This is a genomic window from Flavobacterium reichenbachii (genome assembly GCF_002217435.1).
Lineage (GTDB): Bacteria > Bacteroidota > Bacteroidia > Flavobacteriales > Flavobacteriaceae > Flavobacterium > Flavobacterium reichenbachii.
In genome coordinates this window covers 22,374-45,406 of the sequence record NZ_MUHF01000004.1, presented here as the reverse complement: position 1 = coordinate 45,406, position 23,033 = coordinate 22,374, and the positions used below count along the sequence as shown (strand labels likewise).

At 34.3% G+C, this 23,033-nt stretch carries 25 protein-coding genes; 15 read left to right on the top strand and 10 right to left on the bottom strand.

Annotated features, from left to right (window positions below; genetic code table 11):
- Positions 1 to 104 precede the first annotated feature (104 nt).
- Positions 105 to 503, bottom strand: coding sequence for a DoxX family protein (locus B0A68_RS05230; protein ID WP_035689810.1), 399 nt, complete (start codon positions 501 to 503; stop codon positions 105 to 107).
- Positions 504 to 805: 302 nt separating this feature from the next.
- Here B0A68_RS05230 and B0A68_RS05225 point away from each other — a divergent pair, with 302 nt between their 5' ends.
- Positions 806 to 2,392 carry an ABC-F family ATP-binding cassette domain-containing protein gene (locus B0A68_RS05225; protein WP_035689808.1) on the top strand — a complete coding sequence of 529 codons (1,587 nt, stop codon included), beginning with the start codon at positions 806 to 808 and terminating at the stop codon, positions 2,390 to 2,392.
- Positions 2,393 to 2,447: 55 nt separating this feature from the next.
- Here B0A68_RS05225 and B0A68_RS05220 read toward each other — a convergent pair whose 3' ends face one another.
- The 6 genes from B0A68_RS05220 to B0A68_RS05195 all read right to left on the bottom strand — a co-directional run bounded on the left by B0A68_RS05220 (position 2,448) and on the right by B0A68_RS05195 (position 6,114).
- On the bottom strand, positions 2,448 to 3,518 hold the full coding sequence (locus B0A68_RS05220) for an NAD(P)H-dependent flavin oxidoreductase (protein ID WP_035689807.1): 1,071 nt from the start codon (positions 3,516 to 3,518) through the stop codon (positions 2,448 to 2,450).
- A gap of 5 nt (positions 3,519 to 3,523) precedes the next feature.
- Positions 3,524 to 3,898 (bottom strand): nuclear transport factor 2 family protein, encoded by a 375-nt coding sequence (locus B0A68_RS05215; RefSeq protein ID WP_035689805.1) that lies wholly within the window; start codon positions 3,896 to 3,898, stop codon positions 3,524 to 3,526.
- 19 nt (positions 3,899 to 3,917) lie between these two features.
- Entirely contained in the window at positions 3,918 to 4,658 is a 741-nt protein-coding gene (locus tag B0A68_RS05210) for an SDR family NAD(P)-dependent oxidoreductase (RefSeq protein ID WP_035689803.1), read from the bottom strand.
- Between the two features lie 19 nt (positions 4,659 to 4,677).
- Positions 4,678 to 4,896: a tautomerase family protein gene (locus B0A68_RS05205; RefSeq protein ID WP_035689801.1), complete on the bottom strand. Its 219-nt coding sequence runs from the start codon at positions 4,894 to 4,896 to the stop codon at positions 4,678 to 4,680.
- 12 nt (positions 4,897 to 4,908) lie between these two features.
- Positions 4,909 to 5,442, bottom strand: coding sequence for a YceI family protein (locus B0A68_RS05200; protein WP_035689799.1), 534 nt, complete (start codon positions 5,440 to 5,442; stop codon positions 4,909 to 4,911).
- A 93-nt stretch (positions 5,443 to 5,535) separates the two neighbouring features.
- Complete coding sequence (locus tag B0A68_RS05195; protein ID WP_035689797.1) at positions 5,536 to 6,114, bottom strand: Crp/Fnr family transcriptional regulator; 579 nt, start codon at positions 6,112 to 6,114, stop codon at positions 5,536 to 5,538.
- 228 nt (positions 6,115 to 6,342) lie between these two features.
- On the opposite strand from B0A68_RS05195, the gene B0A68_RS05190 reads away from it, so the two are divergent.
- From B0A68_RS05190 to B0A68_RS05180, 3 genes are all read left to right on the top strand, one after another.
- The gene (locus B0A68_RS05190) at positions 6,343 to 6,921 is read left to right on the top strand and encodes a TetR/AcrR family transcriptional regulator (RefSeq protein WP_035689796.1); all 579 of its coding nucleotides are present in this window, start codon (positions 6,343 to 6,345) and stop codon (positions 6,919 to 6,921) included.
- 76 nt (positions 6,922 to 6,997) lie between these two features.
- Positions 6,998 to 7,819 carry an SDR family NAD(P)-dependent oxidoreductase gene (locus B0A68_RS05185; protein WP_035689794.1) on the top strand — a complete coding sequence of 274 codons (822 nt, stop codon included), beginning with the start codon at positions 6,998 to 7,000 and terminating at the stop codon, positions 7,817 to 7,819.
- A gap of 11 nt (positions 7,820 to 7,830) precedes the next feature.
- Entirely contained in the window at positions 7,831 to 9,036 is a 1,206-nt protein-coding gene (locus B0A68_RS05180; protein WP_051892951.1) for an MFS transporter, read from the top strand.
- Between the two features lie 405 nt (positions 9,037 to 9,441).
- Here B0A68_RS05180 and B0A68_RS05175 read toward each other — a convergent pair whose 3' ends face one another.
- Entirely contained in the window at positions 9,442 to 10,074 is a 633-nt protein-coding gene (locus B0A68_RS05175) for an NAD(P)H-dependent oxidoreductase (protein ID WP_035689791.1), read from the bottom strand.
- A 97-nt stretch (positions 10,075 to 10,171) separates the two neighbouring features.
- Between B0A68_RS05175 and B0A68_RS05170 the strand changes: the two genes are divergently transcribed.
- The 4 genes from B0A68_RS05170 (at position 10,172) to B0A68_RS05155 (ending at position 12,202) form a co-directional block, all read left to right on the top strand.
- Entirely contained in the window at positions 10,172 to 10,546 is a 375-nt protein-coding gene (locus B0A68_RS05170) for a winged helix-turn-helix transcriptional regulator (RefSeq protein ID WP_035689789.1), read from the top strand.
- A gap of 65 nt (positions 10,547 to 10,611) precedes the next feature.
- A complete protein-coding gene (locus B0A68_RS05165) occupies positions 10,612 to 11,193 on the top strand; it encodes a TetR/AcrR family transcriptional regulator (protein ID WP_035689787.1) in 582 nt (193 codons plus the stop codon).
- 56 nt (positions 11,194 to 11,249) lie between these two features.
- Positions 11,250 to 11,825 carry a TetR/AcrR family transcriptional regulator gene (locus tag B0A68_RS05160; RefSeq protein WP_035689785.1) on the top strand — a complete coding sequence of 192 codons (576 nt, stop codon included), beginning with the start codon at positions 11,250 to 11,252 and terminating at the stop codon, positions 11,823 to 11,825.
- Positions 11,822 to 12,202 (top strand): hypothetical protein, encoded by a 381-nt coding sequence (locus tag B0A68_RS05155; RefSeq protein WP_035689783.1) that lies wholly within the window; start codon positions 11,822 to 11,824, stop codon positions 12,200 to 12,202. The genes B0A68_RS05160 and B0A68_RS05155 overlap by 4 nt, the downstream gene beginning before the upstream one ends.
- Positions 12,203 to 12,208: 6 nt before the next feature.
- Here the strand turns inward: B0A68_RS05155 and B0A68_RS05150 are convergent, their stop codons facing one another.
- Together B0A68_RS05150 and B0A68_RS05145 are read right to left on the bottom strand one after the other, a co-directional pair.
- Complete coding sequence (locus B0A68_RS05150; protein WP_035689781.1) at positions 12,209 to 13,234, bottom strand: threonine aldolase family protein; 1,026 nt, start codon at positions 13,232 to 13,234, stop codon at positions 12,209 to 12,211.
- 378 nt (positions 13,235 to 13,612) lie between these two features.
- A complete protein-coding gene (locus tag B0A68_RS05145) occupies positions 13,613 to 14,062 on the bottom strand; it encodes a DUF1810 domain-containing protein (protein WP_035689780.1) in 450 nt (149 codons plus the stop codon).
- A gap of 336 nt (positions 14,063 to 14,398) precedes the next feature.
- Between B0A68_RS05145 and B0A68_RS05140 the strand changes: the two genes are divergently transcribed.
- The 7 genes from B0A68_RS05140 (at position 14,399) to B0A68_RS05110 (ending at position 23,016) form a co-directional block, all read left to right on the top strand.
- Positions 14,399 to 14,791 (top strand): hypothetical protein, encoded by a 393-nt coding sequence (locus B0A68_RS05140; protein WP_035689778.1) that lies wholly within the window; start codon positions 14,399 to 14,401, stop codon positions 14,789 to 14,791.
- A gap of 46 nt (positions 14,792 to 14,837) precedes the next feature.
- Positions 14,838 to 15,227 (top strand): hypothetical protein, encoded by a 390-nt coding sequence (locus B0A68_RS05135; protein ID WP_035689776.1) that lies wholly within the window; start codon positions 14,838 to 14,840, stop codon positions 15,225 to 15,227.
- Between the two features lie 363 nt (positions 15,228 to 15,590).
- Positions 15,591 to 16,187, top strand: a complete 597-nt coding sequence (locus tag B0A68_RS05130; protein WP_035689885.1) for a TetR/AcrR family transcriptional regulator — start codon at positions 15,591 to 15,593, stop codon at positions 16,185 to 16,187.
- Positions 16,188 to 16,193: 6 nt separating this feature from the next.
- Positions 16,194 to 16,421 carry a hypothetical protein gene (locus B0A68_RS05125; RefSeq protein WP_035689774.1) on the top strand — a complete coding sequence of 76 codons (228 nt, stop codon included), beginning with the start codon at positions 16,194 to 16,196 and terminating at the stop codon, positions 16,419 to 16,421.
- A gap of 28 nt (positions 16,422 to 16,449) precedes the next feature.
- The gene (locus tag B0A68_RS05120) at positions 16,450 to 17,706 is read left to right on the top strand and encodes an MFS transporter (RefSeq protein WP_035689772.1); all 1,257 of its coding nucleotides are present in this window, start codon (positions 16,450 to 16,452) and stop codon (positions 17,704 to 17,706) included.
- A 689-nt stretch (positions 17,707 to 18,395) separates the two neighbouring features.
- Positions 18,396 to 21,488, top strand: a complete 3,093-nt coding sequence (locus B0A68_RS05115; protein ID WP_240475336.1) for a SusC/RagA family TonB-linked outer membrane protein — start codon at positions 18,396 to 18,398, stop codon at positions 21,486 to 21,488.
- A 10-nt stretch (positions 21,489 to 21,498) separates the two neighbouring features.
- Positions 21,499 to 23,016 carry a SusD/RagB family nutrient-binding outer membrane lipoprotein gene (locus B0A68_RS05110; RefSeq protein ID WP_035689884.1) on the top strand — a complete coding sequence of 506 codons (1,518 nt, stop codon included), beginning with the start codon at positions 21,499 to 21,501 and terminating at the stop codon, positions 23,014 to 23,016.
- Positions 23,017 to 23,033: the final 17 nt, after the last annotated feature.

The following is a 23,033-nucleotide window of genomic DNA, read 5'->3' as shown; positions in this document are numbered from 1 at the left end:
ATTAAGATGATCTTTTTCATTTTTATTTATTTAAAGTTTTAGATGAATAAATAATACTTAAACTACCTATTATCAAATAATAGGCAGTTTTGTTTTTTGTTACTTTAGTTTTGAATTTCTTTTTGGACATATGTTGCAGTATACAATTTTCTAAACATTGCATACGTAACACTCACCATGATAAAAGCGATAACAGCATCAATTGCATCTGCAAAACCGAGTACAGCAATTTTAGAAAAGAAGGCAAAAATGATGTCGAAGAAGATTCCGGCAAATACCCATTCTTTTAAACGAAGTAATTTATTTGGAATTAACAGCGTAATAACTCCTGACAATTTAAATACGCCGAGTATGTAAATAAAATGTGCGGGATAACCCAATTGCTGCGTGATTCCCCATACGATAGGATTGTTAGTTAATTCGAATAAACCGCTTGCTCCAAACCATAAAGAAGTTAATACAATTCCGGTCCAGTAAATGATTTTTGTTGATTTTGTGTTCATGATTATATTGTTTTAAGTTATTTAACGGTACAAATCTGCGTTTTAAGCGCTAAACTTCATATTTGTATCATGTTGAACCGGACAAATTCAATTTTGAACTGGACAGGGCTTAATTTGAATCGTTTCTGTTTTGTTTATTCTGAAATGATATTGAGATTATTATCATTTTATTTTTTTTATTAATTTTGCAATTCTAATCTATTACAAGTATTTATGTGATCAGCACTTTTTTTTCGGTTTAAATAACGAAGACAGATATCAATCTGCCTTCAGGATTATAGTAACTTTAAAAAAAGACAAACATGCTGAATCTTCAGGATATTACTTATATGCACCCCAATCGGGAGATGCTCTTTTCTGGTATTACTTTCACCATTAACAAAAAAGATAAAATTGCACTAACAGGAAATAATGGTGCGGGAAAATTTACTTTGCTGCAGCTTATGGCTTATAAAGCATCACCTTCTGCAGGAACTATACGAACAAGCGCATTGCCCTACTATGTGCCGCAGCTTACCAATTATTACAATTCGTTTTCTACCGCTCAGGTTCTGGGAATTGAAGAAAAAATAAAAGCACTCCGCAAAATTACTGCCGGAAATGGCGATCTAAACGATTATGTGATTTTGGATGATGACTGGTCGATCGAAGAACGTTTTAAAGACGCCTTTGCTTATTGGAAACTGGACGAAGTAAGTCCGGAACAAGTTATGGAGACACTAAGCGGCGGTCAAAAGACAAAGGTTTTTTTGGCAGGAATCCAGATTCATCAACCTGAAATTATACTGCTGGACGAGCCGAGCAATCATCTGGATTCTGAAAGCAGAAAACTTCTTTACGAGTATATTTTAAATTCTAAAAGTACAATTGTTGTGGTTTCTCATGATCGTACACTGCTCAATCTTCTGCCTGTTGTCTGCGAATTGAATGCTAAAGGAATTACAACTTATGGCGGTAATTACGAATTTTACGTGCAGCAAAAGCAAATCGAAAGCAATGCATTAAGCCAGGATCTTCAAAATAAAGAAAAAGAACTGCGTAAAGCCCGTGAAACCGAGCGTCAATCTGTAGAGCGACAAAATAAACTCGATGCGCGCGGTAAGAAAAAGCAGGAAAAAGCCGGTCTGCCAACAATCGCTATGAAGACCTTAAAAAATAAGGCTGAGAAAAGTACTTCGAAATTAAAGGGGGTTCATTTTGAGAAAATAGAATCGATTTCGAATTCGTTAAGCCAGCTGCGTTCAGAAATACCCGATGGAGACCAGATTAAATTAGATTTGGATGATTCTGCTTTGCATAAAGGAAGGGAATTGATTACTGCAAATGCAATTAATTTTAGTTATGGACCGGGCAATCTTTGGAAAATACCGATCGGTTTTCAGATCAACAGCGGCGAAAGAATTGCTGTAAAAGGTAAAAACGGAAAAGGAAAAACGACTTTGATAAAAATGATTCTTGGAAAATTGCAACCTAATTCCGGTTTTATTTCTCTGTTAAATGGTACTGCTATATACATCGATCAGGATTATTCTTTGATTAATGACAGCCTCAATATTTATGAGCAGGCACAGCAATACAATACAAAGTTGCTGCAGGAACATGAAGTAAAACTGCGTTTGAATCGGTTTTTGTTTTCGCGTGAAGATTGGGACAAATCGTGTCGTTCACTCAGCGGCGGTGAAAAAATGCGCCTTATTTTATGCTGTCTGACAATCGGAAACCAAGCTCCCGATTTAATTATTCTGGATGAACCGACTAATAATCTGGATCTGCAGAATATCGGAATTTTGACTTCGGCACTAAAAGAATACAAAGGAACGCTGCTTGTAATCTCACACGATGATTATTTTCTTAACGAAATAAACATCACGCAAGACATTATCTTGTAGATAGTAAAAACTCTCACGAATGGTGAGAGTTTTTTTTTATGCTGATTGAAAGTTCTTAGCTAATAATCTTACCGGTTTCTGTTATTAATTCCTGCATCAATTCAGAAGCCTTGTGATGTTTTAAATTGGTGTTGTTTTGTCCCGACCAAAAGCTGATCAAATCGGTTCTTCCCTGTGCAAGAGCTGCCACTCTTAAAGGCGCAATCAATTTGGTCTGCAGCGGAAAAGGAAGCACTTCGGTTTCAAAAGGAACGTTATCAGATATAGTGTTGCTGACCATTCTGCCCATTCTTCCGGTAAGTGATTTAGAAATTGTAGTTGGATTTGCTGTACCAGAAAATAAAACTTCTTTGTGAATTGGCGTCGCTCCAGACTCCTCTGTAACCATAAATGCAGTGCCTATTTGTACAGCATCTGCTCCCAAAGTCAGTGCTGCTGCAATACCTTTTGCATCAATTATACCGCCGGCAGCAATAATCGGCGTTTTTGTTTTGGCTTTTAACTGCTGTATCAGCGTAAATAATCCCGTAAAAGATTCCTGAGCAGGTTTAAGAAAAGAAGGTCTGTGTCCTCCGGCTTCAAATCCTGCAGCAACAATAGCATCGACTTTTGCTTCTTCGAGAGCAAGTGCTTCTTCTAAAGTGGTTGCTGCGCCAACAGTTTTTATACCAAGTCTTCGGCTTTCTGCCAGAATTTCTTTAGAAGGAATTCCGAAAATAAAACTAAAAACAGCTGGTTTAATTTCGAATAAAACTTCAACTTGTTTTTCAAATTTTGAACGAATGTCTGCTGAAAGATTCGGTAATTCAATTCCCAATTCATCAAAATAAGGTTTAAAAAGCATTTTGATTTCCTCTATTTTAGTTTTAGGATAATTGAGCAGTTTTTTATCGGTATCATTTACCCATAAATTGATGTTATAAGGCTTAGAAGTTGCTGCTTTAATCGTTTTATCGGCTTCCAGAATTTCTTCAGGAGTCAGTGTGTAGGCACCATAACTTCCAAGTCCGCCCGCATTACTTACAGAAGCCAATAAAGCGGGGGTCGAGAAACCAACGCCCATTGGACCTTGTAAAATGGGATACTCAATACCTAGTAATTGCGTTATTTTGGTTGAATTCCACATTGTATTTAATTTACTTTAGTTGCTAATTTATTGCTGATAACCCATTTCCCATCCACAAAGATAAGGCTTAACAGATCATAATAATCATAATCAAATATTGGGACCTGCACTTTTGCCACAGCCGTGTTATTGATAATTTCTAAAGATAAGATTTTCATTTTAAATTCTTCTCCCAGTTCATGAGGACTTTTTCGGTTTTTTACGCCTTCTAAGTATTGATTTACGGTTTTGAAATGCGTTTCTCCATTAATATCAAAACCAACAATAGCCTGCGAATGAAATACACTTTTCAATAAAGGGACATCACCATTGTAAATTCCGCTAAAGTAATTCATGAGTACAGCCGTAATCAGAGCAGCACTTGTTCCAAAATTTTCCATGATTTTAATTTTTTAGTTATTATAAAATGCTGTGTCCGGCAACGTGCCCGCCGTCTAAATTAATGATTTCTCCGGTAACAAAATTACTTTCGGCCAGATATAGTGCCAATTGGGCAACATCGCTGGTTTCGCCAATGCGGTTTAGTAAATGCAGACCAGCAAGGCTGTCGGCATTATCAACTCCGGTTTTTGCCTGCAGCGGACTTCTGATAATTCCGGGAGCAATGGCATTTACACGAATATTGTTTTTTCCGAATTCCGCAGCAAGTTGTTTTGTGAGAGCGTGAATTCCGCCTTTACTCGAAATCGGAGCCGTTGCCGGAAATCCGTCGATTGCGTGATCTACCAATACAGTTCCGATATTAATAATAGAACCTTCTCCTTGTTGCAGCATTTGTTTTACAGCTGCTTGGCTGGTAAAGAAAGTTCCTTTAAGATTGATGCTTAAAAAACGATCCAAATCTTTTTCTTCGACATCCAGGAAAGATTTAGCTTCAAAAATTCCTGCGTTATTGATCAGGACATCTGCGCTTCCAAAACGTTCTACAGCGGTTTCGATTATTTTTTTTCCTGTAGAAATAAGACTAATATCGCCGTGAACCATGGCAACACGGTCAGAATTACCCAATTCCTGATATGTATTTTCAAGATTGTTCAAATTGGCTGAGTTGATGACCAGATTCCAGCCTTTTTCTAAGAACAACTGAGCGATTGCTTTTCCAATTCCGGTAGAAGCACCGGTTACTATAATTGTTTTCATTTTATATATTTTTAAATAATTATTTTCTTTGAGCTGTAATTCCTTTTTCGCGTAATACCGAAACTTGTTCGCCTGCAAAACCCCAATCATCCAGTTCTATTTCCTGAATTACAATGTGAGTAAGATTAGGATCTTTGTCTAAAACAGTTGAGATAAGATTTGTTATTCCCGCAATCAGCTCTTGTTTTTGTTCTCTTGTAACGCCTTCGCGCGTTACTTCAATTTTTACGTAAGGCATGATTTCTAAGGATTAAGCAAGTTTTGCTGTAAGATTTACATCAAGTTCAAATTCGTTATAGATAAGCGTGTCTCCCAGATTTGTAAAGAAATTTCCAGAACGGAATTTCATATCATATTTGGTTCGGTCAATAATAATTTTACCAGAAGCATTAAGTTCGCTGCCGTTAGTTTTTGCTTCTAAATTAAAGCCAATAGGATTTGTAATGCCTTTGATAGTCAATTTTCCCTCAACAAAATAATTAGAAAGAGATTGTTTAGAAACGGCCGTAATGTCTAAAGATGCTGTTTGAAATTTTTCTATAGAGAAAAAATCATCAGAAGCCAAATGTCCTGCAAACTGCTGGTTTGTATCTGGATTTGTAACGTCTAGGATTACAATAGAAGTAGTGTCGATTACGATGCTTCCGCCAATTAAATCTCCGTTGGCAAATGTGAAGTTTCCTTCCTGGATGTTAATGGTTCCGTTATGAGCACCAGTTACTTTTTTACCGATCCAGTTTACGCTGCTTTGAGCGCTTTCAATTTTAAAATTTTGAGTTTCCATGTTGTTGTACTTTAAATTGTTATTAATTTATAGTACAAAGGAATGGCGATATCCAAGATTGGTTACGTGATGTAGATCACATTCGTAAAACCATTATTTTGATGCGTTGTAAAGCCGGCTTAAAGTTTCTCTGGAAACGCCCAGATAAGCGGCAATTAAATGTTTCGGAACTATATTATAAAGAGCAGGATAGAGCGCAAGAAGTTCTTCGTATCTTGTTTTGGTGTCATTATTCATAAAAGAAAGCAGTCTTTTCTGAGTGGCCACATAACCTTTGTTGGTTCTCCATCTAAAAAAATGTTCTGCCTGATGCAGTTCGCGGCAGATTTTTTCGCGGTCATTATTAGAAAGAGAAAGCAGTTCTACGTCTGAAACGCAGTCTACGCTTATGGTAGCTTTGGTTTTGTTATAAAGTGCTGCATAATCAGAAGCCCACCAGGTAGGCATGGCAAACTGCAGGATGTACATTTTTACTTCATCATTAACAAAGAAAGTTTTTAGACAGCCTGAGAGTACAAAATATTCTTTGTCCACATCTTGTCCTTCTGTAATGATAGTTTGTCCTTTCTTAAAAGTTTCCGGCTTAAAGTGCGAAAAGAAATAATCAAATTCTGTATCGCTCAGTGCTGCGATTTTAGAAACATGTTCTTTTAAGATCGTTTTGGCTTCCATTATTTTGGTTTAATGATGGGTAAAAATAATACTAAAGCATCTAATATCAGATTATTTAAAAAATATTTTTTGAAAACTGCTTGGTTTTAAAACCTTTAAATAGTAATTAATTAAATTGAATATCAGTGAGTTGTATCCAATTTGAATTTAGTGGATTAAAATAAAAAGTTAAAATAAATTTTTTTTAAGACCGATCGGTCTATATTTGCAGTGTCAAAATGAAAGATCATGAGCAAAGCAGACAGAACCCGACAATATATTATAGAAGCCGCCGCACCGATTATTAATAAAAAAGGAATGGCAGGAACTTCTTTAAGTGACATTATGGAGGCTACAAAGCTGGCAAAAGGAGGAATCTACGGAAACTTTGAAAGTAAAGAAGAAATTTGTGTAGAAGCTTTTTTGTATTTGAGGTCACAACTGGCCAATAAATTAGATATAGCTGTTTCTCAAGGTAAATCGGCTCAGGATAAGCTTTTTAGATTGTTGGATGTATATCAAAATGATCAGAGTATGATGGAAGGCTGTCCGATATTAAATTTTGGAACGGAGGCCGATGATACCAATCCGGTTATGAAAGAACATATAAAAAAAGCGACATATTCGGCTCAGAGACGGTTTTTCAATATAATTGAAGAAGGCATTAAAAATAAAGAATTGTCACTTGATGTAAATGCTGAAGAATTAAGCATAAAGATTTTTGCCATGGTAGAAGGTGCAATTTTATGCGGAAAATTAGTTGGAAAGCAACAGTTGGTTATTGTCTTAGACAGCATTAAAGATGATTTTAAAAGATATGTGTTGTAACATATTTTTTTTGCAAAATTTTAGACCGAACGGTCTTTTTTTTAAATAGAGTTTAATAATTTAAATAATACTAACAATGTCAAAAGTAATTTTAATAACAGGAGCCACAAAAGGATTTGGTAGAATCTGGGCAGAAGCATTTTTAAAACGCGGTGACAGCGTAATAGCTGCCGGAAGAAACATCACGGCACTAGAAGATCTTAAAAACAAATATGGAGATTTGGTGCTGCCAATTCAGCTTGACGTAAATGATCGGAAAGCTTCTTTTGAGGCTGTAAACAAAGCAAAAGAGCATTTTGGAAGAATAGATGTTTTGATAAACAACGCTGGTTACGGTTTGTTTGGAGCAGTCGAAGAAACTTCTGAAGAAGAAGCAAGAAATCAAATGGAGACAAACTTTTTTGGTGTTCTCTGGTTAACGCAGGCGGTACTGCCAATTATGCGAGAACAAAAAAGCGGTCATATTATTCAAGTATCGAGTTTCTTAGGTTTGATAACACTTCCTGTTTTGGGACTTTATAATGCTTCTAAGTTTGCTGTAGAAGGTTTAACCGAAACATTGGCTTCTGAAGTAAAAGGATTTGGAATCAACGTTTCGCTGGTTGAACCAAACGGTTACACCACAGACTGGTCGGGAGAATCGGCTTTTCAGACACAAAGCCTGTCGGTTTATGATCCTGTAAAAGCAGGTTTTAAGGCAGCGGTTTCAGCTCCCGGGATTTTTGGTAATCCAGAAGCAACTGCCAATGTGATTCTTAAATTAGTTGATAACGATAATCCGCCATTGCGATTATTGTTGGGATCGTTTGCGTATCCGGCGGTAAAAAAGGTATACGAAGAACGTCTCGAGGGGTTTGAAGAATGGAAATTAGTTTCTGAAGAAGCGCACGGAGCATAAATACAAGAGAAATGAGAATTTTAAATGAAAATCACAAGGGTTTTAGTACCATACTAGCCCTTGCACTGATCCCTTTATCTGGTTTTGCTACAGATATTTACCTGCCTTCACTTCCGGCAATGGCAAACGATCTGCATGTTTCGGCAGCAGCCGTGCAGTTTTCGCTGGTGGTATTTATGTTCAGCGTTGGGGTAAGCCAGTTTTTTATTGGCAGTATATTAGATAGTTTTGGACGTTACAAAATCAGCCTTGCATCGCTGGCAATTTTTTCTGCTACGAGTTTTGTTATTGCGTTAGTGCCTAATATCTATGTTATATACGCCATGCGAATTGTTCAGGGAATTACAATTGCACTTATCGTGGTAGGAAAAAGAGCGTACTTTGTAGACCTTTTTTCGGGAGATAAATTAAAAAATTATATTAGTTTATTTTCGATTATTTGGGCTTGTGCGCCTATTATGGCTCCGTTTTTAGGCGGCTATCTGCAAAGTAGTTTCGGCTGGAAATCTAATTTTTACTTTCTGGGGATTTTATCACTGATTTTCTTTTTCTTAGAACTGATCTACAGCGGAGAATCATTAAAACATTATCAGCCTTTTAAACTAAAATCTATTGTGCAAACCTACACGGGAATGCTCAAAACTGCCGACTTTACACTGGGGCTTATCATTATCGGAATTTGTTTTGGAATTGTAGTGGTTTATAGTTTATCGAGTCCTTTTATTATAGAACGTGTTTTGGGTTATTCTGCCATTACAACAGGATACAGCTCTCTATTGTCTGGATTTTCGTTGATGACGGGAGGAATAATAGCCAAATCATTGATCAAAAAACCTTTGGGGCAGAAAGTGGGCATTGCGTTTGGAATCCAGATTGTTTTGGTTTTGTTAATGATTTTTACCTCTTCTTTAGGAAGCAGTCTTTATACTTTACTGGGATTCATTATCGGAATTCACATTGCCGGAGGTTTTATTTTTAATATTATTTATGGTTATTGTCTAACGCGTTTTTCTAAAAATGCAGGGGTTGCCAGCGGACTTACAGGCGGTGTGATGTATATGATCAGCTCTGTTTTCAGCTACGGATTTGCTAATTTATTCGAAGTAAAAACTCAGTTACTCCTTGGTGCAGCAGATCTTTCTCTTCTTTTGATCGTTACGATGATGTTTATAATTTTTAATAGCTATAGACGAAAGAGTCAAGACTTAGGAATATAGAGAATAGAATCAAGAGTTAAGACTTGTGAATATAGATAATAGAGTCAAGAGGAAAGACTTATGAATGTAGAAAGTAGAGAATAGAGTCAAGAGGAAAGACTTATGAATGTAGAAAGTAGAGAATAGAGTCAAGAGGAAAGACTTATGAATGTAGAAAGTAGAGAATAGAAAATAGAGTCAAGAGGAAAGACTTATGAATGTAGAAAGTAGAGAATAGAGAATAGAGTCAAGAGGAAAGACTTATGAATGTAGAAAGTAGAGAATAGAAAATAGAATGAAGAGGAAAAAGTTACGACTTGTGAATATAGAGTCGAGAATTTTGAATCATGATCGGACAAAGATTTTTATAATAACAAACCCCTCTCAAATATTATTTAAGAGGGGTTGTTTATGTATTAAAATGAATTATTTTATTTCTGTAATAAATTCACTTTTAGGAGTTCTTACTTTTTTCAGGTTTACCAGCCAGTCATTAGATTCATCTCTGTAACCAAGAGGTAATACTAAAACACTTCTAAGTCCAAGTTCGTTCAAACCTAATAATTTATCAACTTCTGCAGGAATAAAACCTTCCATAGGAGTTGCGTCTACTTTTTGCTCTGCAGCTGCAGCAATTGCTAATCCAAATGAAATGTAAGCTTGTTTTGCTGCGTGGTTTGCATGCCATTCCTGACCAAGATTTTCGTACATTCCCCAAAGTCTGTTTTTGTACTCGTCCATTGCATCAGCAGGAATTCCTCTTTCTTCGGTTGTTCTTTCAAATACAGCAGAAATTTTTTCAAGACTATAACCGTCCCATGCTGCAAAAACCAAAACGTGAGAAGCATCTACGATTTGACTTTGGTCAAAACCAACTGTTTTTATTTTCTCTTGTAATTCTTTATTGGTAATTACAAAAATTTTATAAGGCTGTAAACCAGATGATGAAGGCGCTAATCTTGCAGCTTCAAGAATATAGTCAATTTTTTCCTGCGGTACTTCCTGACCGTTCATTTTTTTGGCTGCATAACGCCATTTTAGAGCTTCTATTAATTCCATATTGTCTTATTAATTAAAAATTGTATTCAAAAGTAAGTACTTATTGTGTATTTTTGTCATTAGATGACAAAAAGTAACTGTGACATTTAGGTAACCCATGATAAAAGAACCAGAACACGATCATAAAACATGCTCAAAATCCATAATGGCCGTACATGACGCTATGTATGTTTTGAACGGGCGTTGGAAAATTTCGATTATTGCTTCTTTATGTTTTAATACATTGAGATTTACAGATTTATTAAGAGAAGTAGAGGGCATTTCAGGAAAAATGCTGAGCCGCGAATTGAAAAATCTTGAAGAAAATCAATTAGTGACCCGTACGGTTTTGAATACACATCCTATAACGGTGGAATATCAGCTTACTGAATACGGTCATACGCTAAAAGAAATAATAGATTCTCTGGCAAAATGGGGATATAATCACAGAAAAATCATTACAGGAAAGAAGATGGAGCAGGCTGCAGGTTAGTGTTTTATCTTTTTGTTTTGTTAAAATGATTTTAACCGAATATATTTTCGCTTATATTTGTAAGTATGAAGCCACTTGATCCTGTTAAACAAGAGCGAATTATTGAAGCAGTATTTACAATTGCCGGAACTCAAGGCATAGCAGGTATTAATATTGCAGGCATTAGTAAAGAAGCCAGAATAGGAGTCGGCAGTATTTACACGTATTTCAAAAACAAAGAAGAACTCATACAAGCCGCTTATTTTAGTGTAGAAGACAAGATTACTAAAGAAATGTACGCTGGTTTTGATCTTGATCTGGAGATAAAAACATCCTTTAAACGTATTTTTATGAATACGCTTAAATACAGACTCAGACATTATAACGAAACCGTTTTTATAGATCAGTATGTGCAGTCAAACTATGTACAGCTGAACTTTGATAAACAGATTAAGGAATTCGAAATTAAAAATGAAGCCTTGTACCGCCTCATCGAGAAAGGACAAAAAGAAGGTATTCTGTCAGATGCTGCATCATTTACTTTAATCTGTTTTATATTTGGAGCAGTCCGGTCGGCCTCAAACGGAATCGCTCAAAATTTTATTCTCTTAAAAAAGCAAATGATTGATGAATGTTTTAATATGATGTGGAAGGGAATCAGAAGTTGATTTTTTTGTTTGAAAAATGAATATATATTCGGTTAAAGATGATTTAAACTTTAGTTATGGAACAAAAACAAGAAGAAGTGACCTGTAAAATTGCAGCGCTTTTAAAAAAATACGGTATCAGAACCATGACAATTGATGAAATAAGCAAAAGAGCAGGTATTTCTAAAGCAAAACTTCATGCTTTATTTGGAAACAAGGAGGATATTTTAAACGAGTCATTAGATTTTATGAATAATCATCTTCGAACCAAAATCGATAAAGTTCAGTCTGATTCTATTCCTGCGGTAAAAAAACTCTACGACATTTACAATATTACTTTTGATCATCTTTCTGAATTTCACACCATGTTTTATTATGATCTTAGAAAGCATCCAGTATTAAAAGATAAAATCAAGGAATACAATGATAATTTTAAAGCTACAATAGTTTATCCTCTGTTGGAAGAAGCAAAGCAGCACAATGATCTTGTTACCGACGCAGATATAAACGAAGCGGCAGATTTTTATATGAAGTTTATTTACTATTTTTTAATGAATTATAAAAATGACAAAGGAAGTGCTGAGAATTATATAGTAACATTTTTTGATAAATACGTCAGCAAAGATTTTGCAGCTCAATTTAATATACAATGAGTGAGTTTTTGATCCTAAAAAATATACAATTAGGACAAAACAGCTTTGGAGTCGAAAGTATTTATTCTACATTAAACTTTAGTTTTTACTGTGCGTCAGGTATAAAAAAACATTTTGTTAATTTGTCTTTGGCAGATTCATTTTTTCTGAAGGACTTAATAGAAGCAGGAAAAATAAGCAACACCGCTTTAGCAAAAAGCGGCGTTGATAAATTAGAAAATCTTGAAAATACAGGCAGATTATTTCCGTATCAATATCAAATGTTTTGTTTTGATGACTGCGATAATCAATATCTTATTATTTTTTCTGTAATAGATTACAGAGATACTTACAGCTTTATTATTTATGGAGTTTTACAGCTCCGGGTTCCTGTTTAAAAGAGTTTAAATTTCTTTTAAAGCAGTTATAAACTCATTAACTTTATTTTCATCGGTTGCCCATGAGGTAATGATTCGCACTGCAGCTGTATTTTTATCTATATCTTTCCAGACATAAAAAGCATATTTTTTGTTTAGTTCTTCGATAACTTCTTTCGGAAGAATCGGAAATATCTGATTTGTAGTAGAATCTGTTAAAAAAGAATATCCCTTAAGTTTGATGGCATCGCTAATTTTTGCTGCCATAACATTTGCATGTTTTGCTAAGGTAAAATATAAATCGTCTTTAAATAATTCCAGAAATTGTATGGCTAGCAGTCTTCCTTTTGCCAGCATAGCACCTTTTTGTTTTAATACATAATCAAAATCTTCGGCTGTTTTTGGCTGATTAAATACAACAGCTTCGCCAATTATTCCTCCATTTTTAGTTGCTCCGATATAAAAGACATCAGTAAGTTTAGAAATATCGGCCAAAGTAAGATCATTATTTTGAGCTGTTAATGCATGACCCAATCTGGCACCGTCTAAAAACAGCAGTAAATCTTTGGAACGGCAGAAATCTGACAATGCTTCCAGCTCTGTTTTAGAATAAATAGTTCCAATTTCGGTAGAATTAGAGATATAAACCAGTCGCGGTTTTACGACATGCGGCTTTAATGAATATTCCTGAAGTGTTTTTTGTAAATCGGCTGGTTTTAATTTTCCGTCGGTTGTTTCTACCGCAATAACTTTATGTCCGGTTGCCTCGATGGCGCCTGTTTCATTTGCAAAAATATGTCCGGTTCTGGCACTAATTACGGCTTCGTATACTTTTAATAAAGAAGAAATTACAATAAGATTGGACTGCGTTCCTCCAGACAGAAAAAAGATTTCGGCTTCTGGATTGTTCATTTTTTGGCGTAATATGTTTTTTGCCTCAAAAGAATAATCATCATCTCCATAACCGCCCTGCTGTACAAGATTGGTTTCGATAAGTTTATTTAAAATATTAGGATGCGCTCCCTCGGCATAATCATTTTTAAAACTATACATATATAAGTAATTTAATTAAATCAAAAGTAAGTGTAATTAGATCTTAAACAAAACCAGATTAAACGCGTTATATATTATTTAACGTTTTTGTTTTTGATTGAAATAAAACCAGAAAAATTCGGCAATATTACTTCTAAAAAACAAAAAAGCTCAATTTCTGCTAATTGAGCTTTCGTTTAAAAGGTATAACCCGTTTGGTGAAATATTTTCAACACATAGGATCATAGTTTTTATATCTTAAAAAAGGCGTTTCACTGCTATTAATAAACATAGCTATGTGTGAAGAAACTAGTTTCTTTTCAATATTCTTTTCACGAATCTAAAACCTATATTTCTATGTGTTAAACTACTTTTTAAGTAATAATATAAAAATACCGCTTATTGAAGAGCAGGATGTATCATTTCATTAAGAATAGAAAGAGTCTGCGAATCAAACTTCCCTGAAAAAAAAGCATCTAATACTTTCTGGAATACAGGATTTGTATTATCGGTCAGGCTGAAAAGAGTCATGCTGGACTGCAGTTTTCGGGCGTCTAATTCTCCAAAAATTGCTTCAGCAGATTTCATTTTAAATTCTAAAACCACTTCGGCTGCCTCAATGAGATGTTTTCCAAGAATCGGATGCGCCAGAAATTCCTGGCTTTGCTGCAGATTTTCGATAGCATATAATTTAGACATTTCACTCTTTCCCAGTCCTTGTATCTGCGGAAAGATGAACCACATCCAATGCGTTTCTTTTTTTCCTTTTTTCAACTCGCTGAGAGCTGTAAGATAAAGCTTATTTTGTGCTTCTAAAAAGCGTGTCAGGTCTTTTTTTAATTCTGTCATTTGGGGTCAATAGTATTAAAAATAAGTTCGAAAAGTAGTAAAAAAGTTAGCCGCAGCCTAATAAAAAAGCTAGTAAATAGTGATATTATTTCAATTTTTGTCTTTTTGCATTTAATTGAATATTTGCCCTTATTTTTTCTTCTTTTTTAAGAAATTGGAGTCCGTTTTTCGTTTTTTTAGAAAGTTTTACTTGAGGATTTTGCACTTAAAATAAAATAAAAAAAGAGTGTAGAAAAATGGGAGTTTTTACCTTACAAATTTCAAAAGTAAATTAGAATTCAGACGCTCTTTTTTATACATTAGCCTCATAAAAAAAACATTTTTACTCAAAAAATTATGGCTTACGAATATTTTGCATTAATACCTCCAGAATCAAATGCAGATTTATCTACATTAAAAGATAATCTTGAATTATTGTATACCTCTGTCGAAAACAAACCGGTTATACATTTAAAAGAAGATTGTATTACCATAACCTTTGATGATTTTAATTTTAAGATCTTTTTTGTCAATGAAGATTGGGTACTTGTAGAATCTATTGAAATGGCTGATAATTTTGAAACCGATTGGAACGAAGAAATAATTGATAAAGAAAAATTAAAAGTGTGTGCCTCAAGATTTGAATTGTCTGCAGACGACGATTTTGATATGGATTATTTTAATGATTCTTTGTATATAATAGAAACAATTGAAAGTTTTGACGGTGTAATCATTTTGCCTATGGGCTGATTTTTAAGAAACATTCAGTTATATGAAAAAAATAAACAAAGCATAAATGAACAGAGTTTTTTATTTTATTTTTTTTGATGGTTTAAAAATGTTTAAAGCAGAAAATCAATATGATAATTGGTTGAGTTCTGTAGATTTTGCCGTTTGGAATAATTCTTACGTGCAAATCTTAAATGAGAAAGTTTACATCCTGCAGGAAAATGTAAAAACATTATCAACTTTAAAAGATTTTGATAAAACAGCATTAGAATCTTTAGCTTTAAAATACGAACTGCATATAAAGGAGGAAAATGGAATTTTTTATTGTTACACCGAAGAACATAATTTAAGATATTTTGAAATCTCTGAAAATGAATCATATGTGATAATATACTGCATTGAAGGCAGCAGAAATCCTGAAAGCATCTTTATTTATGGTGTTTTTGAAAAAGAGTAAGCGTTTTAAATAATTTAAAAATCCGTTTGATGTAATTAGCAAAAAAGTTAATTTAACACATAGAGACATAGGATTTAAAATATTTGGAAAAGATAATTTTAAAAAATTTTGATTTTTACACATAGCTATGTTTGTTAATACAAGTAAAACGCCTTTTATAAGTTTACAAAATCTCTGTTTCTATGTGTTGAATATATTATAGCAACAGATTAATTTAAAAAAAATCAATTCGATAAGAATTGATTTTTTTTTTGCCTAAAAACCTGACCTTACTAATTATTACTTTTTGCAATTTCTATTTAAAAAAATATAAGTAAAAGAATGTTCATTCATTTATTATTTTATCTTTGTAAAAAAATTGGCATGAGAATAAGAGATATTGATAAAGAAAAACTGGTTATTGAAAATGCAATTGATCAGATTGTACGAGATGGTTTTCAGGGTTTTAGCATGAATAAACTGGCGAAGGCCTGTAATATTTCTGTAGCAACTTTATATATCTATTACAAGGACAAAGACGATTTAATTCAGAAAATAGGAGCAGACGTGGCGCTTGATTTTTTCTCGAATACCGTTAAAAATTTCTCTCCCGAAATGTCATTTGAAGAAGGGTTATGGAAACAATGGGAAAACAGGGCTGAGTTTACCATGAAATATCCTAAATATGTCGCTTTTTTTGAAATTATCAAACACTCTCCACATGGAGAAGTAATTCTAAATTCTACTACTCAATTTTCAGATTTTAGATTGATAATGAAACAGTTTATTGAGAATGCGCTGCGCAACAATGAACTTATTCCAATATCATTTGAAGTTTTTTGGTCTATTGCCTATGGACCATTATATACTTTATTAAACTTTCATACGGAGGGTAAGAGTATGGGAGGAAAACCGTTTAAACTTACCAAAATAATGATGAAAGAAGCTTTTGAGGCTGTTATAAAAGCTCTAAAACCATGAAAAATTATGAAAACCAATTTAAATACCATACATATTTTTAAAACAAACATTCTACAGGTTGATCCTGCCTGTCCTTTGCGTGAAGCACTTAATAATCATGAAGACATAAAACAATGGAGCATTGATTGTGAAGATATTGATTGTGTGCTGCGTGTTGTTTCAGAAACAATGAAGCCTAACGAAATTATAGCTTTAATCAATCAATTTGGCTATGAATGCCAAGAATTACTTTAATCAAAAACAAAAAAACATTTAAAAAAAAATGGAAAAAACTACAATAGATGTTCCCGTTTTTACGCTTCATCAAAAAATTATTATAGCCATTCTGGCACTTTTACAATTTACCGTTATACTAGATTTTATGGTTATTTCTCCGCTTGGAGATATATTAATGAAAACTCTTGATATGACAACTTCTAACTTTGGTTTTGCTGTTTCTGCTTATGCTTTCAGCGCCGGGATTTCGGGATTACTTGCTGCAGGTTTTGCAGATAAGTTTGATAGAAAGAAACTGCTTATTTTTTTCTACACCGGATTTATAATTGGAACGGTTTTCTGCGCACTTTCATCTAGTTACCTGATGCTTCTTATGGCGAGAATTGTTACGGGACTTTTTGGCGGTGTTATTGGTTCTGTTTCACTTGCTATCGTAACAGATTTGTTTGTCATTCAGCAGCGCGGGCGTGTTATGGGCTTTATACAAATGGCATTTGCAACAAGTCAGATTTTGGGTATTCCGGTAGGATTGTATTTTGCGAACAACTGGGGATGGCACTCAGCTTTTTTAATGATTGCCGTTTTGGCAGCATTAATTCTTATTGCCATAATTACACAAATGCAGCCTATTGTCAAACATTTAGAATTGCAATCAGACAAAAGTCCTTTTTTACATCTTTGGCATACACTGAGTAATAAACAATATCAGGTTGGTTTTACGGCAATTGCATTCCTTTCTGTTGGAGGTTTTATGCTGCAGCCTTTTGGGAGTGCTTTTTTGGTAAATAATATCCACATTAGCCATATCCAACTTCCTATGGTATTTTTCTTTACAGGACTTTCGGTACTTTTTATAATGCCTTTGGTCGGCAGATTGAGTGACAAAATCAGTAAATTTAAATTGTTTACTGCCGGTTCTGTAATTTCAATTGTTATGGTTTTAATTTATACCAATCTGGATCCAATTCCGCTTTGGGAGATTGTCGTAATTAATATGATCCTATTTATGGGAATTATGAGCCGTATGATTCCGGCGACTACACTAAATACAGCAATTCCGGAAATGAAGGACAGAGGTGCTTACATGTCAATAACATCATCATTGCAGCAAATTGCGGGAGGTATTGCAGCAGTTTGTGCTGGTTTTATTGTACATCAGGAGACTAAGACATCTCCTTTAGAAAATTATAATATATTAGGATATGTAATTGCGGTAGTAACTTTTTGTACCATTCTATTAATTTGGAGAGTAAACCAGCTGGCAAAGTCAAAAGAAGCACTGGCTAAAAGTAAAGGGCTGTAAAAATTTTCTAAAATATAAGACGAAAAAAAGGTGATCTATGGATCACCTTTTTTGTTTTTAAACGTTATATAAAACTCTGAATGTTAAAAAAATTAGCAAAATAAGGCAAATTGTTTAAAAAAATGGAGTAAAAATTAAATAGCTAAATACTATATTTATTGATAATTATGCTATATTTTAGTATTAAAAAAGTGATTAGTGAGTAATAAATTTTACTAAAACGATTTTGTAAGTCATATTTAATTTATATTTGTAAGTGTAGTTTAAGATTTAATTAACAACTTTTATCAATAGAATTAAATCAAATATGGTGAAGTAGAAGCTGCAGTTTTTTAAGGAATATAACGGCAGATTTAGATGGCAGATTTTAATTCTTTTCAGAGTAGAAAAGACCATAAAAGCCAGGAATCAATTTCTACAGAATTCATTTAATATCAAAAATAAATAAAATTTAAAATAAGTGAAATACATAAAATTGAAACTTTTACACCCATTTTACTAAAACGTTTTAGTAAAAAAGCACAAGATAAGACTGATAATTTAATATTTAAGATTAGAATTTTTAGTACAATTTAAGGAATATAGATCATTATCTATATAGTTTTTATTAAAGCAGCGTTGAATAATATTAATTATTAAAACAGAAGTAAGAATAACAATCAAAACAAATAAACCAAAAAAGAATGCTTATGAAACAAATTTTAGCAGTTTTAGGAATGGTATTGTTTAGCAGCCTTGGAGCCGCGGCACAAAACCGACTAATAACAGGCACAGTGGCAGATGCACAGAACAAAGGAGTTGTTGCAGCCTCTATCGAGGTTCAGGGGAAACCATTCAGCGCAATTACAGATGCCGAAGGAAGATTTAAGATGAATGTTCCAGAAGGTAAGGTTACGCTGCAGGTATCTTCTATGGGATACGCATCAAAATCAGTTGTGCTTCAGGAAAATGAGACTAAAATTTCTATCGTATTACAAGATAATACAGAGGAATTAAAAGATGTTGTGGTAACTTCATTTGGAGTTAAAAAACAAAAGAAAAGTTTAGGTTACGCAGTTGGAGAATTAAAAGGCGAAGAGCTTACCAAAAATAAAGAGATTAATTTAGGAAATGCACTTCAGGGAAAAATAGCCGGGGTAAATGTTTCTGCGCCAGTAACAGGGCCATCTGGTTCAAGTCGTGTTGTCATTCGCGGGGCAACATCGGCATCTGGACTTAACCAGCCTTTGTATGTTGTAGACGGTATTCCGATAGACAACAGCCAGCAGGGAAATGCAGGTATGTACGGAGGTGTAGATAAAGGAGACGGAATGTCGTCTTTTAATCCGGATGATATCGCTTCTATGTCTGTGCTAAAAGGTAGTGCAGCTTCTGCTCTTTACGGGTACAGAGGATCGAATGGTGTTATTTTGATTACAACAAAAAAAGGTAAAAACGGAACAGGAATTGGAGTAGATTTTAGCACAAACTCTACTTTTAATACTCCGGCAAGTCTTTTGAATTGGCAGGATCAATACGGAGCAGGTGCACCAGATGCTAATGGTATTCCGACAAGATTTACTAATTTACAAGAACTTAGAGATTCTTACTATTTTGCATGGGGTGATAAATATGATGGAACACCTTCTCTTGCAATAGACGGAACAACAAAACCTTATCAGGCTTACGGAAAAGACAATGTAGAAAATTTCTACAGAACCGGATATTCTTTCAGCAATACGCTGGCAATTTCGGGAGGAAATGAAAGTACAAATTTTAGATTGTCTTTCGGAAATACTAAAGATGAATCGATTATGCCGGGAACACGTTTCGGAAGAAATAATGTGTCTTTGAGTTTAAATTCAGCTTTAAATAAAAGAATAAATGTAGAAACGAACGCTCAATATGTTTCTGAAAAAAGTCATAACAGACCGTATCTAAATGATTCGCCAAGAAACCCTTCTTTTCCTACTACTTTCATGACGCCGGGTACAGATATTAGACTGCTGAGCAATCCGTACGACGCCAATGGAGGTGAAGAAGATTATTTAGGAGCCAACGTATATCATACCAATCCTTATTTTGCTACAAAAGAAGATTTAAACAATGATCTTAGAAAACGTTTTATTGGTTCTGCAAAAGTAACTTATAATATTACCGATAAAATTTACGCAAAAGGTGTAATTGGTATCGACGATATTAATTACGAATATAATGAAGTTGAACCTACAGGAATCAACTACAGCCCGGGAGGTTCTATCGAAAACAGAAATGAAACTCGTTCTGAGGTCAATGCTTCTGGGTATTTAGGATACAAAGGCGATATTGCTAAAAATTTATCGTTGGATGCTTTTGTTGGTGCAAACCGTCAGCATAACAGATACAGCGGTATTAAAATGAAAGGAAATAATTTTATTGTGCCGTTTAAATATTTTTATGGAAATACACAGCCTGATAAAACAGAGAAATTGTTTTCTGAAAGTGAAGTAAATTCTCTTTTCTATTCTGCCGATTTAGGATACAAAGATTTCTTATACGTAAGTTTAACAGGTCGCGAGGATTGGTTTTCAACATTAGATCCAGCAAACAACAGTACCTTTTATCCTTCTGTAAGTGCCAGTTTTATTTATTCTGAAGTTATCGGAATGCCAGAGTGGATGTCTTATGGTAAAATTAGAGCAGGATGGGGTAACGTAGGAGGAGCTTTGCCGGAAGCATATGCTTTGGCATTGACTTATACCACTCCAGACGGACAGACAGATTCGTTAGGACAGCCAATTTTAGGTATTAATGGAGAAACAATTCCAAACAGAACTTTGAAACCGTACAATGTAAGCACAATCGAATTTGGTTTCGAAAATACATTCTTCAATAACAGAGTAAGTACAGATTTGACTTTCTACCATAAAAAAACAACTAATGATATTACAGATGCAGATGTTTCGCAGGCGTCTGGTTTTAGAACAACTAAAATTAATGTGGGTGAAATCCTGAATAAAGGAGTTGAATTTGCAATTAATGTAAAAGCTGTAAAAACACCAAATTTCTCTTGGAGTGTAGGATATAATTTTGCTTACAACGATAGTGAAGTGATCAGCCTTTCTGATAAAATTACAACCAAATCATTAGAAGGAAACAGAGATGCAAGAGCTTCTGTAGTTTTAGAAAAAGGACAGCCTTTTGGAGTAATTAAAGCTTACGATTATTTAAGAGATGCAAGCGGAAATATTGTACTCGATACTAATGGTAAATTTATGAGAGGAAATCTAATCATTGCAGGACAAGGTGTTGCACCAACTTCGATGGGACTTTCAAATGATTTTACTTATAAAAACTTTACATTGTCTGTTTTTGTTGATGCTAAATTTGGAGGAGAAATCTATTCTGCAACCAATCAGTTAGGAACACGCTACGGATTATCAGAAATTACACTTCCGGGTCGTGAAGGAGGCGTAGCAGTTTCTGGTACAGATGTAAACGGTAATCCTGTAAACCAGACTGTATCTGCTTACGATTATTGGAGAAGTTACAGTGATGTAACATCAAACTTTGTGTACGATGCTGATTTTGTTAAGTTAAGAGCGATATCATTTGGTTATAATTTTCCGAAAACATATCTTCAAAATACCCCGTTTCAAGCTATCAGCTTAGCTTTTTCTGCACACAATTTATGGACCATTTATGACAAAGTGCCAAACATAGATCCAGAGTCAAATTACTCTAACAGTAATGCACAAGGACTTGAAAGAGCTTCTATGCCTTTGACAAGAAATTATGGAGTAACTCTTAATGTCAAATTCTAATATTAAAAAAATGAAAAATACCTATATAAAAACATTTTGTATCGCTGTTGTTGGTGCCATGACACTGTCTTCTTGCGATAAAGGATTCGAAGAAATGAATACGAATCCCAATGCTCTGACAGATCCTGCAATAAAATCTATGTTTACACTTGCAGAGATTTATGTTGACGGACAGGATTTCTCTAATACTAGAGGAAACAATATCTATGCTGCACAAATTGTACAGCAGTTTTCTTCATTAGGAGGATCTGGTTCAAAATATACTTATTCTTCAGAATATTCTGCAGCTCTTTTTGGCGAAACATATGGTAAAGGATTAAACCAGATTTATCAATTATTGTCTGTGGTAGAAAATACGCCGGAAAATTCAAACATGATTCAGGCACTTAGAATCATGAAAGTTTTTATGTATCAAAAATTGACCGATACATATGGAGAAGTTCCATATTTTGACGCAGGAAAAGGATATACAGGAAATGTATTTTCGCCAAAATATGACACTCAGGAAGCAATTTATAATGATCTTTTAAAAGAATTAGATCAGGCTGGAGACGCATTAGATGCAAATAAAGCTTTTGTTGGCGCAGCCGATTTATATTATCAAAGTGATGTAGCAAGATGGAAAAAACTTGCCAATTCGTTAATGCTTCGTGTAGCAATGCGTTTAACAAAAGTAAATCCTGCTAAAGCAAAAGAATATGTAGAAAAAGCATATGCAAAAGGTGTATTTACATCAAACGATGACAGCCTTGTTTTGAAGCATGATGCAGGTCCGGCAGGAGTAAAAACAAATCCTATTACTTCTTCATGGGTTAGAAATGACTTAAACGGAGGAGAATCAAACATCAAATTCAGTAAAACTTTTATAGATTTATTAAAAAACACTAATGATCCTCGTTTAAGAATTTACGCAAAATTAGAAGCAACAGGAGATAATTCACCAGCAAGTCAACAAGGTCTTGCCAATGATGCTAAAGAGTTTCCGGGAGGAGATAAAAAACTTTTCTCAGATCCAAACACATCGACAGTTTTACGTTATGATGCACCAACTTTGATTATGTCTCATGCCGAAGTAAAATTTTTACTGGCAGAAGCAGCAGTTAGAGGATGGAATGTTGGCGGTTCTGCACAAACGTATTACGAAGCTGGTGTAAAAGCAGCAATGGATATTTTAACCATTTTTGGAGATAAAGTTCCTGCTGTTACCGCTGCGGAATACAATACTTACATCACGACGTATCCTTTTAAAACAGCTGGTACAGAAGCACAAAAAATAGAGCAGATTATCACTCAAAAATGGATTGTATTATTATTTAATGGTTTTGAAGCATTTTCTGAATACAGAAGAACGGGTTATCCGGTTTTGGTTCCGGTAAATGATCCTACAGGAGAAACAAATGGAACGATTCCGAGAAGATTAATTTACGATCAATCTGAGCTTATCACAAATGCTGCAAACTACAGAGAAGCAATTCAGCGTCAGGGATTAGATTTAATGACCACTAGAGTTTGGTGGGACAAACAATAAGTATTTGGTTGTTTAGT

Excerpts from the sequence above, each read along its gene's own strand:
- B0A68_RS05230 (WP_035689810.1), bottom strand. The coding sequence starts at position 503 with ATGAACACAAAATCAACAAAAATCATTTACTGGACCGGAATTGTATTA.
- B0A68_RS05225 (WP_035689808.1), top strand. The coding sequence starts at position 806 with ATGCTGAATCTTCAGGATATTACTTATATGCACCCCAATCGGGAGATG.
- B0A68_RS05220 (WP_035689807.1), bottom strand. The coding sequence starts at position 3,518 with ATGTGGAATTCAACCAAAATAACGCAATTACTAGGTATTGAGTATCCC.
- B0A68_RS05215 (WP_035689805.1), bottom strand. The coding sequence starts at position 3,898 with ATGGAAAATTTTGGAACAAGTGCTGCTCTGATTACGGCTGTACTCATG.
- B0A68_RS05210 (WP_035689803.1), bottom strand. The coding sequence starts at position 4,658 with ATGAAAACAATTATAGTAACCGGTGCTTCTACCGGAATTGGAAAAGCA.
- B0A68_RS05205 (WP_035689801.1), bottom strand. The coding sequence starts at position 4,896 with ATGCCTTACGTAAAAATTGAAGTAACGCGCGAAGGCGTTACAAGAGAA.
- B0A68_RS05200 (WP_035689799.1), bottom strand. The coding sequence starts at position 5,442 with ATGGAAACTCAAAATTTTAAAATTGAAAGCGCTCAAAGCAGCGTAAAC.
- B0A68_RS05195 (WP_035689797.1), bottom strand. The coding sequence starts at position 6,114 with ATGGAAGCCAAAACGATCTTAAAAGAACATGTTTCTAAAATCGCAGCA.
- B0A68_RS05190 (WP_035689796.1), top strand. The coding sequence starts at position 6,343 with ATGAGCAAAGCAGACAGAACCCGACAATATATTATAGAAGCCGCCGCA.
- B0A68_RS05185 (WP_035689794.1), top strand. The coding sequence starts at position 6,998 with ATGTCAAAAGTAATTTTAATAACAGGAGCCACAAAAGGATTTGGTAGA.
- B0A68_RS05180 (WP_051892951.1), top strand. The coding sequence starts at position 7,831 with ATGAGAATTTTAAATGAAAATCACAAGGGTTTTAGTACCATACTAGCC.
- B0A68_RS05175 (WP_035689791.1), bottom strand. The coding sequence starts at position 10,074 with ATGGAATTAATAGAAGCTCTAAAATGGCGTTATGCAGCCAAAAAAATG.
- B0A68_RS05170 (WP_035689789.1), top strand. The coding sequence starts at position 10,172 with ATGATAAAAGAACCAGAACACGATCATAAAACATGCTCAAAATCCATA.
- B0A68_RS05165 (WP_035689787.1), top strand. The coding sequence starts at position 10,612 with ATGAAGCCACTTGATCCTGTTAAACAAGAGCGAATTATTGAAGCAGTA.
- B0A68_RS05160 (WP_035689785.1), top strand. The coding sequence starts at position 11,250 with ATGGAACAAAAACAAGAAGAAGTGACCTGTAAAATTGCAGCGCTTTTA.
- B0A68_RS05155 (WP_035689783.1), top strand. The coding sequence starts at position 11,822 with ATGAGTGAGTTTTTGATCCTAAAAAATATACAATTAGGACAAAACAGC.
- B0A68_RS05150 (WP_035689781.1), bottom strand. The coding sequence starts at position 13,234 with ATGTATAGTTTTAAAAATGATTATGCCGAGGGAGCGCATCCTAATATT.
- B0A68_RS05145 (WP_035689780.1), bottom strand. The coding sequence starts at position 14,062 with ATGACAGAATTAAAAAAAGACCTGACACGCTTTTTAGAAGCACAAAAT.
- B0A68_RS05140 (WP_035689778.1), top strand. The coding sequence starts at position 14,399 with ATGGCTTACGAATATTTTGCATTAATACCTCCAGAATCAAATGCAGAT.
- B0A68_RS05135 (WP_035689776.1), top strand. The coding sequence starts at position 14,838 with ATGAACAGAGTTTTTTATTTTATTTTTTTTGATGGTTTAAAAATGTTT.
- B0A68_RS05130 (WP_035689885.1), top strand. The coding sequence starts at position 15,591 with ATGAGAATAAGAGATATTGATAAAGAAAAACTGGTTATTGAAAATGCA.
- B0A68_RS05125 (WP_035689774.1), top strand. The coding sequence starts at position 16,194 with ATGAAAACCAATTTAAATACCATACATATTTTTAAAACAAACATTCTA.
- B0A68_RS05120 (WP_035689772.1), top strand. The coding sequence starts at position 16,450 with ATGGAAAAAACTACAATAGATGTTCCCGTTTTTACGCTTCATCAAAAA.
- B0A68_RS05115 (WP_240475336.1), top strand. The coding sequence starts at position 18,396 with ATGAAACAAATTTTAGCAGTTTTAGGAATGGTATTGTTTAGCAGCCTT.
- B0A68_RS05110 (WP_035689884.1), top strand. The coding sequence starts at position 21,499 with ATGAAAAATACCTATATAAAAACATTTTGTATCGCTGTTGTTGGTGCC.